This is a genomic window from Magnetospirillum sp. LM-5 (assembly GCF_902729445.1).
GTDB lineage: Bacteria > Pseudomonadota > Alphaproteobacteria > Rhodospirillales > Magnetospirillaceae > Magnetospirillum.
The window spans coordinates 35,520-46,817 of sequence record NZ_CACVCE010000007.1 but is presented as its reverse complement, the minus strand read 5'-3'; the positions used below and the strand labels follow the sequence as shown (position 1 = coordinate 46,817).

The following is an 11,298-nucleotide window of genomic DNA, read 5'->3' as shown; positions in this document are numbered from 1 at the left end:
CCCATCGAAGTGAGGAGGGGGCCATGACCGGCAGGGTCATCCGGCGTCCACCCAGGTCCGACAGCCCGGCCGAGTCCACACCCAGCCACCCGCTTCAAGGCTGGCATGGCGAGGTCGATCGCTTGTTCGAAGGGTTCTTTCCGGCCGCCCTCGGCGGCTCGTCCCAGACGGCTTTCGGCCGCGCCCTGCACGAGCTTGATTCCTGGTTGTGCCGGCCGCTCCAGGGCTTCGATCAGCCGGTTCCCAGCGTTGACATCCGGGAACTGGCCGATTGCTACCAGATCACCACAGAACTGCCGGGGCTGGATGCCCAGGATGTCGATGTCACCGTCAAGGACGGTGTATTGATGATCCATGGTGAAAAGACGGTCGAGCGCGGCATCGATCGGTTCGAGCGCTTATTCCGCCTGCCCGAGGATGCCGACGCCGAAGGGATCGGCGCCGAATTCGCCACGGGCATTCTGACGATCACCGTTCCCAAACACGAAAAAGACGCTGTCCGCGACCGCAAGATCGCGGTCAAGCCGCACTGAGTTTCTTCTTGCCGGGCGGCATTCGCCCCCCCAACAGCAGGCCGCCTGGCAAGGCCCCCTCCCGCTTCGGCAATAGCCGGGCGGGAGGGGTTCTTGTCTTCGGGTGTGGGATCGAATCGGTGTTGAATTTCGAATTCGCCCGGCCCATGCTGGCTGGGACGCGATGGCGTCCGGTGCCGTCGAGAATACCAAGAAGAAGGGGGGACAGATGTCCGTCGAAGCCATTTTGAAGACCAAGGGTCATAACATCTTCACCATCCGACCGGAGCATTCGGTGTCCGAGGCGGCCGCGCTGATGGCCTCCAAGCGGGTCGGCGTCGCCATCGTCTGCGACGCCAAGGGGCGCCTGATGGGGGTGGTGTCGGAACGCGATATCGTCTCGGGGATCACCCAATACGGTAAGGGCCTGCTGGAAATGCCGGTTCGCAACATCATGACCAGCCCGGTGGTCACCTGCGCCCCGAACGATTCCATCAAGAAGGTGATGGAAGTGATGACCGAGCGCCGCATCCGCCATCTTCCGGTGCTGGAAGGCGAGGAACTGGTCGGCATGATCTCGATCGGCGACGCCGTCAATTTCCGCCTGCACGAGGCGCAGATGGAAACCGCGGTCCTGCGCGATTTCGCCGCGACCCGCTGATTGCGGTCAAGACCATGCATGGGGCGCCGTCCGCAAGGGCGGCGCCCTTAACTTTTTAAAACGCGCGGCGCCCTTATCTTTTCCAATCGCGCGGCGCCCTGTTTGTTTTAAGAGCGACGCCCCATCAATCTGATGGGGTGTCGCTCCTGCGGCCATTGCGGACGCGCCCGCCCGGCGAGGGCCAACATTAAGATGGCGCGGCGCCCTGTTTGTTGCAGGTGCGAGAAAAAATGGTGCAGTGCAAAATAAGTCTTGGAAAAGCCGTTCGGGATCGGTATGGTGTGCCTATGTTGCATTGCACAACGGTCGCCGTGGGGGTGATCGGGTGCCGATAGAAAGGGTTCCGCCATGAAGATCGATGGTTTCGACAAGTTCGTTTCGCTGGGCAAGGAAAACGCCGACGCGGTGGTCAAGAGCAGCACCGTCGCCATGAAGGGCTTCGAAGAGCTGGCCAAGGCCTCGCAGGCCTATGTCACCACCTCGACCGAGAAGGCCGACGCCATCATGAAGGCGCTGTTCGCCGTCAAGACCCCGGCCGAGTTCTTCGACCTGCAGGGCAAGCTGGCCCGCGAGTCGGTCGAGACCGCCATCTCGGACAGCCGCAAGTTCGCCGAGCTGACCCAGACCGTCGTGACCGCCGCCCTGGAGCCGATCAACGCCCGCGTTGCCGCCTTCCAGTCGCTGGTCAAGCAGGCTGCGTAACAAGACTCGCGCAGTCGCCTTCGGGTGACGCGCCAGCCGGCCGGAACCGGGTCCCTCCTCCCTCCCTGTTCCGGCCGCTCAATGAACGCCCGACCTCTCCCCCCGAGGTCGGGCGTTTTTTTTGAAGATTCCCCCTTTTCTTTCCAATAATTCAAATCTGAGCGGCAGATTCCACCCGGTCGGGCGGGTGGTCTGTACCCACCCGGGCGGCAATATTCCTACATCCTGATACTATTTTATAAGTAACGACTCATTATCCTTTAAATTGCGCTGCAGCATGCGCTAGCCTTTTTCTTGCGCGGACGATGAAGCCGCCAAGCAGGGAGGCGTTCATGACTGTTGGGAGAATTCTAAAGTACAAAGGCGGCGACGTCTTTTCGGTGCGTCCCGACCATACGGTGGCCGAAGCCGCCCAGGTCCTGCATAACCGGCGCATTGGTGCGGCGGTGGTGTGCGACGGCCAGTCTTGTGTCGGCGTCCTGTCCGAGCGCGACATCGTCCGCGGCCTGGTCAGCCATGGCGGCAAGGCCCTGACCATGCCGGTCAAGGCGCTGATGTCCAGCCCGGTGGTGACCTGCGCCCCCAAGGATCGCGTCAAGGACGTGATGGATGTGATGAACACCCGGCGCATTCGCCATCTGCCGGTGGTACGCGACGACACCATCATCGGCATGGTCTCGATCGGCGACGTGGTCGAGCGTCGGTTGGCGGAAAAGCAGTTGGAAGCGGCCGTGCTGCGCGACTTCGCCTTGGCGGCATCCGCCTAACCCATCTTGCCATCGGCGGCCTCCTCCCGCACAGTTCGTGTGAGGAGGCCGTAAGCCGATGACATTCAAGGGAACCGACACCTACATCGCCACCGACGACCTGATGGTCGCGGTCAACGCCGCCCTGGCGCTGGAGCGCCCCTTGCTGATCAAGGGCGAACCCGGCACCGGCAAGACCGTCTTGGCCCAAGAGGTGGCCAAGGCGCTGGGCCGGCCGCTGATCGCCTGGCACATCAAATCGACCACCAAGGCCCAGCAGGGTCTTTACGAGTATGATGCGGTGGCAAGGCTGCGCGATTCCCAGCTGGGCGACGCCCGGGTCCATGACATCGCCAACTACATCGTGCGCGGCAAGCTGTGGGAAGCCTTCGAGGCCGAGGCCACGCCGATCTTGCTGATCGACGAGATCGACAAGGCCGACATCGAATTTCCCAACGATCTGCTGCTGGAACTCGACCGCATGGAATTCCATGTCTACGAGACGCAGCAGGTGGTCAAGGCGGCCAGGCGGCCTTTGGTCATCATCACCTCGAACAACGAGAAGGAACTGCCCGACGCCTTCCTGCGCCGCTGTTTCTTCCACTACATCCGCTTTCCCGACCGCGAGACCATGGAGCGCATCGTCGGGGTTCACTTTCCCGGCATCAAGGCCAACCTGCTGCACGAGGCGCTGACCATCTTCTTCGAATTGCGCGACGTGCCGGGCTTGAAGAAGAAGCCGTCGACCTCGGAGTTGCTGGACTGGATCAAGCTGCTGGTCGCCGAGGATCTGGCCCCCGAGGATCTGCGCGCCAAGGATGCCAAGACCTTGATCCCGCGCCTGCATGGCGCGCTTTTGAAGAACGAGCAGGATGTCCATCTGTTCGAACGCCTGGCGTTCATGCACCGACGCGGGGGCTGATGTTCCTTGACCTGTTCCTCGAGCTGAAGGCTGCCAAGGTTCCCGTATCCTTGCGGGAATATCTGACGCTGCTGGACGCCTTGGACCGGGGTGTCGCCGGCCATAGCCCGGAAACCTTCTACTATCTGGCTCGCGCCGCTCTGGTGAAGGACGAACGCAACCTCGACAAGTTCGACCAGGTGTTCGGCCGGGTGTTCGACGGCATCGTCGGCGCCGACGCCCAAGCCGGCGAGGGTGTCGGCGCCGAGATTCCCGACGAATGGCTGCGCGCCCTGGCGGAAAAGCTGCTCAGCCCCGAGGAGATGGCCGCCATCAAGGCGGCCGGCGGCTTCGACGAATTGATGGAGATGCTGAAGAAGCGCCTGACCGAGCAGAACGAGCGGCACCAGGGCGGCAGCAAATGGATCGGCACCGGCGGCACCTCGCCGTTCGGGGCGTTCGGCTATAATCCGGCCGGGGTGCGTATCGGCCAGCCGACCAACCGCCATAACCGCGCGGTCAAGGTTTGGGATCGCCGCGACTTCAAGAATCTTGATGACGGGCTGGAACTGGGGACCCGCAATTTCCGCCTGGCCCTGCGGCGCCTGCGCCGCTTCGCCCGCGAAGGGGCGGCCACCGAGTTGGATCTCGACCAGACCATCACCCACACCGCCCGCCAGGCCGGCATGCTGGATGTGCGCTTCCGGCCCGAGCGGCACAACAAGATCAAGGTGCTGCTGCTGCTTGATGTCGGCGGTTCGATGGACGCCCACGTCGCCGCCTGCGAGGAATTGTTCTCGGCGGCCCGCTCCGAGTTCAAGCATCTCGAACATTACTATTTCCACAATTGCCCTTACGGCCATCTGTGGCGCGACAACCAGCGGCGCTGGGACGAACGGGTCGCGACCCTGGACGTGCTGCACACCTATCCCCACGACTGGAAGCTGGTGATCATCGGCGACGCGGCCATGAGCCCGTGGGAAATCACCGTGCCGGGTGCCGCCGTCGAGGAATGGAACGAAGAGCCCGGCCAGGTGTGGCTCGAGCGCGTGCTGGCCAACTGGCCCAACGCGGTGTGGCTGAACCCGGCGGCCGAGCGCATGTGGGGCTGGACCGAATCGACCCAGCTGCTGCAGCGGATGATGGGGGGGCGGATGTATCCGCTGACCCTGGACGGATTGGACCAGGCGATGCGCGAGTTGAACAAGGGCGCGGCAGCCGGGGGAGGCACCTCATGGCGGCCTCGGCCCTAGGCAACCTGAAGGACCGCCTGCTGGCGCTGGTGTTGCTGGGGGTGGCCCCGGCGATGATGGGGGTGGCGATCCTGGTGGTGGCGGTGATGTCCCGCGACGCCCGGCACGACATGGCCCAGGCCAACGTCGCCAATCTGGTGCGGATGGTGACCGAACTGCACGATACCGCCCTTGAATCGACTCGGGTCATGTTGGCGTCGCTGGTTACCGAACATGATTTCTACCCCGACCGTTGTGCGGACCATCTGTCGCGCGTCGTCCGCGAGGGTAACGGCATCGAGGGGCTGGTGGTGATCCGGGCCAATGGCTCGGTGCTGTGCGGCAGCGGGCGCGGTGCGGATATCGGCTGGATGACCCGGCTGCCGGCGGTGTTGTCGGCACGGGAAAGCGGCCAGCCGGCGGTCGGTCCCTATCTGGTGTCGGCCGACCAGGGATTGTCCGTGCCGATGGCCATGCCAGTCGATGATCAGGACGGGAAAGGCGGCGCCATCCTGGTGGGCGTGCGCGAATTCCCGTGGTCGACGCACCCTTTGATCGGCGACATCCTGCCCGCCAGCGCGCACATGCTGATCCTCGACCAATCGGGCACGGTGCGTCATGCCCAGGGCGGCGACGCCAGGATCGGCGTGCCGGCTCCGGTCGAGGCCCTGGCCCGCGCGGTGCGGGAAGGCCGATCGGGTGTCCTTTTCGCCGAGGGCGAGGATGGCCGGAGCCGTATTTTCGCCTTCGACCGGCTCAGTCGGTCCATCCCCGACCTGTTCGTCGTGGTCAGCGTTCCCGAGGACGTGGTGGTCGGCCCGATCCGCGACTTCTTCCTGCTGGTGGTCGGCGCCATGGCTTTGGTCGCCGGAACCATGGTGGTGGTTTTGATGGTGGCCGGCCGCCAACTGGTCTTCGCGCCGACCGCCCGGCTGCTGGCGGTGATCCGCGAGGTCCAAGCCGGCAATCGCCAGGCCCGGGCCGGTTCGGTGCGGGCGTTTGGCGAATTGAACCAGATCGCCAATGCCTTCGACGATCTGCTGGACGAACTCGACCAGCGCGAGGCCCGTTTCCGCGACCTATTCGATCAGTCCCCCGACGCCATCTTGGTGCACGACCTTTCCGGAAACTTCGTCGATGCCAACACGTCGGCCTGCCGCCTGACCGGCTTCAGCCGCGCGGCCCTGCTGACGATGGACGTGTTCGCCCTGGTGCCTGCCGCCGACCGCGAGCGTCTTTTTCAGACATGGTCGGCCCTGCAGCCTGGGCGCCCGGTCACCGTGACCGGCGAGCTTCGCCGCGAGGATGGCGTGCTGCTGCCGACCGAAACCTTCCTGGCCCCGCTGGGTAGCGGCGTGGCCCGGCAGGTGGTGGCGGTGGTGCGCGACGTCTCGGCCCAGGCCCGGGCCCGCCGCGCCCTGGAACAGGCCCGAGACCAGGCCGAGCAAGCCAGCCGCGCCAAAAGCGACTTCCTGGCCAACATGAGCCACGAATTGCGCACGCCCCTGAACGCGGTGATCGGTTTCGGCGAGACCATGCGGATGGAAATGTTCGGGCCGCTGGCGCCGAAATACCGCGAATATGCCCAAGACATCGTCGAATCCGGCACCCACCTGTTGGAACTGATCACCGACATCCTGGACCTGGCCAAGATCGAGGCCGGCCGGATGGACCTGGCCGAGGAGCCGGTCAGGCTGGGCCAGGTGGTCGGCGCCGCCGTCAAGCTGTTGCGGGGCCGGGCCGATGCCGGTGCCGTCACCATGGAGGTCCGGCTGCCGGCGACCGAGTTGGTGGTGATGGGCGATCCGCGCCGTCTGAAGCAGGTCCTGATCAACCTGATCAGCAACGCCGTCAAGTTCACGCCATCCGAGGGCTGCGTGACGGTGGCGGTCGGTTTCGACGCCAAGCAGGGAATCGAGATCACTGTGACCGACACCGGCATCGGCATGGCGCCCGAGGACATCCCGCGGGCGATGGAACCGTTCGGTCAGGTTGGGCGCAACGTCACCAGCCCGACCGAGGGCACCGGCCTGGGCCTGGCCCTGGTGCGCGGCATCGTCGAGACCCATGGCGGCTCGATCGCCATCGACAGCGAACCGGGACGCGGCACCGCCGTCACCGTCCGCCTGCCGGCGGCGCGGGTGATCGCCAGTTAGAGCCGCGAGCATAAAATCCGGATCAGCCTTTCTTGGTCGTCATTGCCGGGCTTGACCCGGCAATCCATGGTGGCGAAGCTGCCTCCGGTAGCATGGACCCCCGGATCAAGTCCGGGGGTGACGGCAGAGGGTATGAACCAGATTAAAGGCTCGATGGTCTAAGGCGAAAAAACCTTATGCCGGCCGCGCCGCAAGCGACCAGCGATTGTCGTCGAAACCCAGATTGTGGCGCAGCACTTCGGCTTGCCAGCCCGACTGGCGCAGCAGCGTCACCAATTCGTCCTTGCCATAGGCGGTCAGCCCGAACCGGCGCCGCAGCAAGCCGTATTGGGAAAAGGTGGTGCGGACCAGCCCGAACAGGGCGCCAACCAGAAAGCCGTTGGCGGCGGCGAAGCGCAGCATCGCCGACACGTCCTTGACGACGGAGCCGTCGGGCGAGATGACGTCGCCCAGGATCAGACGGCCGCTGGGCGATAGCAGCGGGGCCAGCCGGCCGAGCAGGGCCGGCAGTTCAGCGCGCGGAATATATTGCAGGACCGACACCATCAAGACGACGTCGCAACTGCCGGGCGCCAACTCGTCCAGCTGGCAATCATCCAGCACCGTGATGCGGTCGGACCCGACATGGCGCCGGTTCAGAACGTCGCGGCGGAAGGGGGCGGCGTCATACAGAAGCACCGATCCGCCTTGGGCGGCGATGTCGTCCGCCATCAGCGCGTCGCCGCAGCCGTAATCAAGCAAGGTGAAGTCGTGCTGCGGCAGCAATGGCCTGACCCGCGCCAGCAGGTGTCTGTAATGCGCCTCGAGGTGGCGGCGATTGACATAGATGGAATTGTCCTGGTTCCAGAAATCAAGCCAGCCCAAGACGCCCCCCAAATCCCAGAGGAAGTTGAGTAAGACCGTAACAAGAGTCTGGTCTTTCGCGATATAGGTGATTACCGCTAGCTATCTTATCCGGATGGTTTCATCTATTTCCCGGCCAGGGCCTCGCCCAGGGCTTCCCGCATCTTGCTGCCTTCCTCGACCCAGTGGCGGATGGCCGGGTCGGCGCTGTCGGGCCAGCGTTCGGCCAGCCGGTCCAGGGTGGCGAAGGTCGCCTCGACCTGGTCCTGGTACAATTGGGCCACCGCCAGTTTGACGTGGGCGGCGGCCAGGATGTGCAAGATCGCCGCCGGTTCGTCGCCCTGGGCCTGGTCGATGGCGAAGGCGAAGCCGTCGGCGGCCTGGGCGTGCTCGTCGCGCGCGCCCAGCAGCTGCGCCGCTTCGTAAGCGGCGACGATGCGCAGTTCGCGGAACACCATGCCGGCATGGCCGCGCACGCGGCTCAGCAGAATGTCCAGCGCCTCCAGCGCCTCGTCTTCCGCCTCGCTGTCGATCAGGGCCATGGCGCGGCCCATCATCGCCCGGCTGACCGCCTCGAAATGGGCGGGGTCCTCGGAATCCTGGAAATGATCGACGATCAGGCTCAGCACCTCCAGCGCGCCGTCGGAAACGCCGGCCCGGCGCAGCGCCAGACCTTGTTCAAGGGCGTCCAGAATCATCGTCTGGTCGGGGCTGGCGTCACTCATGTCGGGCTCCATCAGAAAAGGCTTATCCATGAATAGCATGGCTGATCGCTTTCGGCACGAACCTGTTGGCCCGGTTCGGCATGAACCTGTTGACAACACAGGGCAAGTCGGCCTTCCTAGCGTGCCAAAAGCCCAGCCAACCCTGCGGGACCGTATGGACAACAATCGCGTCATCATCTTCGACACCACGCTGCGCGACGGCGAGCAATCCCCCGGCGCCTCGATGAATCTGGAGGAAAAGGTCAAGATCGCCCTGGTCCTCGAGGAAATGGGCGTCGATGTGATCGAGGCCGGCTTCCCGATCGCGTCCAACGGCGATTTCGAGGCGGTCCACGCCGTGGCCAAGGCGGTCAAGAACGCCACCATCGCCGGCCTGGCCCGCGCCACCAAGGGCGATATCTCGCGCTGCGCCGAGGCGGTCAAGGCCGCACCCCGCCACCGCATCCACACCTTCCTGTCCACCAGCCCGCTGCACATGAAGCACAAGCTGCAGATGGAGCCCGAGGCGGTGCTGGAAAAGGTCAAGGAATCGGTGACCTTCGCCCGGTCGCTGGTGGAAGACGTCGAATGGTCGGCCGAGGACGGCTCGCGCACCGAGCACGATTTCCTGTGCCGCTGCGTCGAGGCGGCCATCGATGCCGGTGCCCGCACCATCAACATTCCCGACACCGTCGGCTATGCGGTGCCCGACGAATACGCCGCCCTGATCGCCATGCTGGTGAACCGGGTGCCCAATATCGACAAGGCCATCTTGTCGGTGCATTGCCACAATGACCTGGGTCTGGCGGTGGCCAACTCGCTGGCGGCGGTCGGTGCCGGCGCCCGCCAGATCGAATGCACCGTCAACGGGCTGGGCGAGCGGGCCGGCAATGCCGCCATGGAAGAGATCGTCATGGCGCTTCGCACGCGCCCCGACCGCATGCCCTTCACCACCGGCATCAAGACCGAGCACATCACCCGGGCCTCGCGCCTGGTCTCGGGCATCACCGGCTTCGTGGTCCAGCCCAACAAGGCGATCGTCGGCAAGAACGCCTTCGCCCATGAATCGGGCATCCATCAGGACGGCATGCTGAAGTGCGCCCAGACCTACGAGATCATGACCCCGGAATCGGTCGGTCTCAACCGTTCGACCCTGGTGATGGGCAAGCATTCCGGCCGCGCCGCCTTCAAGTCGAAGCTGAAGGATCTGGGCTACGAGCTGGGCGACAACGCCATCGAGGACGCCTTCGTCCGCTTCAAGGAACTGGCCGACCGTAAAAAGGACGTGTTCGACGAGGATATCATTGCTTTGGTCGATGAAGCGGTCCATCGTGATAACGACCGCATCCGCCTCAAGTCGCTGGAGGTGCTGTGCGGCACCCGCCACAATCCGCCCAAGGCCGAGCTGGAGCTCGAGATCGACGGCGAGACCCGAAGCGTCAAGGCGGTGGGCGACGGCCCGGTGGATGCGATCTTCAACGCCATCAAGGCCCTTGTCCCGCACGAGACGCGACTGCAGCTCTATCAAGTCCATGCCGTGACGCAAGGAACCGACGCCCAGGCCGAGGTGACCGTGCGGCTGGAAGAAGACGGCAAGACCGTGAACGGGCAGGGCGCCGACACCGATACGATGGTGGCGTCGGCCAGGGCTTACGTGAATGCGCTCAACAAACTTTTCGTCAAGCGGCAAAAAACCGCTCCCGATGCGCGCGCGGGCTGATATAAGACGCGCACATCTTGACCGACGTGACGGACATTGAAGGTGAGAAGCCATGTTTTCTAAGCTGACGGGGTGGATGAGCGCCGACATGGCGATCGATCTGGGGACCGCCAACACCCTGGTCTACGTCAAGGGCCGCGGGATCGTCCTGAACGAGCCGTCGGTGGTGGCCATCGCCGAGGAAAAGGGCAAGAAGAAGGTCCTGGCCGTCGGTGACGAAGCCAAGATGATGCTGGGCCGCACGCCGGGCTACATCCAGGCCATCCGCCCGCTCAGGGACGGCGTCATCGCCGATTTCGAAGTCGCGGAAGAGATGATCAAGCACTTCATCCGCAAGGTGCACAACCGCCGTTCGTTCGCCAGCCCGCTGGTGATCGTCTGCGTGCCGTCGGGCTCGACCGCGGTCGAGCGTCGCGCCATTCAGGAATCGGCCGAAAGCGCCGGAGCGCGGCGGGTGTTCCTGATCGAGGAACCCATGGCCGCCGCCATCGGTGCCGGCCTGCCGGTGACCGAGCCGACCGGCTCGATGGTCGTCGATATCGGCGGCGGCACCACCGAGGTCGCGGTGCTGTCCCTGGGCGGCATCGTCTATTCGCGCTCGGTGCGCGTCGGCGGCGACAAGATGGACGAGGCGATCATCGCCTATATCCGCCGCAATCATAACCTGCTGATCGGCGAAGGCTCGGCCGAGCGGATCAAGAAGGAAATCGGCTCGGCCTGCCCGCCGGAAGACGGCGAGGGCCGGACCATGGAAATCAAGGGCCGCGACCTGATGAACGGCGTGCCCAAGGAATTGCTGGTGAGCGAGCGCCAGATCGCCGAAAGCCTGGCCGAGCCGGTCGGCGCCATCATCGAGGCGGTCAAGGTGGCACTTGAACACACCGCGCCGGAACTGGCCGCCGACATCGTCGACAAGGGTATCGTGCTGACCGGCGGCGGCGCGCTTTTGTCGAACCTGGATTACGTTCTGCGCCACGCCACCGGCCTGCCGGTGTCGATCGCCGACGATCCGCTGTCCTGTGTCGCCCTGGGTACCGGCCGCGCGCTTGAGGAAATGCCCAAGCTGAAGAACGTTCTGACCAGCATGTACTAGTTTTTCGTGCCCCACATGGTGTAGGTTG

Annotated in this window: 11 protein-coding genes; 9 read left to right on the top strand and 2 right to left on the bottom strand. The window is 64.6% G+C overall.

Features of this window, described 5'->3' with window-relative positions; all coding sequences use genetic code 11:
• Nucleotides 1-23: 23 nt before the first annotated feature.
• The 7 genes from MTBLM5_RS04750 to MTBLM5_RS19095 all read left to right on the top strand — a co-directional run bounded on the left by MTBLM5_RS04750 (nt 24) and on the right by MTBLM5_RS19095 (nt 6,910).
• On the top strand, nt 24-533 hold the full coding sequence (locus MTBLM5_RS04750) for an Hsp20/alpha crystallin family protein (protein ID WP_173974645.1): 510 nt from the start codon (nt 24-26) through the stop codon (nt 531-533).
• Nucleotides 534-741: 208 nt separating this feature from the next.
• The gene (locus MTBLM5_RS04745) at nt 742-1,173 is read left to right on the top strand and encodes a CBS domain-containing protein (RefSeq protein WP_173974644.1); all 432 of its coding nucleotides are present in this window, start codon (nt 742-744) and stop codon (nt 1,171-1,173) included.
• A 348-nt stretch (nt 1,174-1,521) separates the two neighbouring features.
• Nucleotides 1,522-1,875: a phasin family protein gene (locus tag MTBLM5_RS04740; protein WP_173974643.1), complete on the top strand. Its 354-nt coding sequence runs from the start codon at nt 1,522-1,524 to the stop codon at nt 1,873-1,875.
• A 332-nt stretch (nt 1,876-2,207) separates the two neighbouring features.
• Entirely contained in the window at nt 2,208-2,642 is a 435-nt protein-coding gene (locus tag MTBLM5_RS04735) for a CBS domain-containing protein (protein WP_173974642.1), read from the top strand.
• Between the two features lie 58 nt (nt 2,643-2,700).
• Nucleotides 2,701-3,543, top strand: a complete 843-nt coding sequence (locus MTBLM5_RS04730) for a MoxR family ATPase (protein WP_173974641.1) — start codon at nt 2,701-2,703, stop codon at nt 3,541-3,543.
• The gene (locus MTBLM5_RS04725) at nt 3,543-4,775 is read left to right on the top strand and encodes a VWA domain-containing protein (RefSeq protein WP_173974640.1); all 1,233 of its coding nucleotides are present in this window, start codon (nt 3,543-3,545) and stop codon (nt 4,773-4,775) included. Before MTBLM5_RS04730 ends, MTBLM5_RS04725 begins: the two co-directional genes overlap by 1 nt.
• Nucleotides 4,757-6,910 carry an ATP-binding protein gene (locus MTBLM5_RS19095; protein WP_173974639.1) on the top strand — a complete coding sequence of 718 codons (2,154 nt, stop codon included), beginning with the start codon at nt 4,757-4,759 and terminating at the stop codon, nt 6,908-6,910. The genes MTBLM5_RS04725 and MTBLM5_RS19095 overlap by 19 nt, the downstream gene beginning before the upstream one ends.
• A gap of 174 nt (nt 6,911-7,084) precedes the next feature.
• Here the strand turns inward: MTBLM5_RS19095 and MTBLM5_RS04715 are convergent, their stop codons facing one another.
• Complete coding sequence (locus MTBLM5_RS04715) at nt 7,085-7,774, bottom strand: methyltransferase domain-containing protein (RefSeq protein ID WP_254430911.1); 690 nt, start codon at nt 7,772-7,774, stop codon at nt 7,085-7,087.
• A 104-nt stretch (nt 7,775-7,878) separates the two neighbouring features.
• Nucleotides 7,879-8,478: a tetratricopeptide repeat protein gene (locus MTBLM5_RS04710; RefSeq protein WP_173974637.1), complete on the bottom strand. Its 600-nt coding sequence runs from the start codon at nt 8,476-8,478 to the stop codon at nt 7,879-7,881.
• Nucleotides 8,479-8,632: 154 nt separating this feature from the next.
• Between MTBLM5_RS04710 and MTBLM5_RS04705 the strand changes: the two genes are divergently transcribed.
• Nucleotides 8,633-10,177 (top strand): 2-isopropylmalate synthase, encoded by a 1,545-nt coding sequence (locus MTBLM5_RS04705; protein ID WP_173974636.1) that lies wholly within the window; start codon nt 8,633-8,635, stop codon nt 10,175-10,177.
• 52 nt (nt 10,178-10,229) lie between these two features.
• Nucleotides 10,230-11,270: a rod shape-determining protein gene (locus MTBLM5_RS04700; protein ID WP_068499063.1), complete on the top strand. Its 1,041-nt coding sequence runs from the start codon at nt 10,230-10,232 to the stop codon at nt 11,268-11,270.
• Nucleotides 11,271-11,298: the final 28 nt, after the last annotated feature.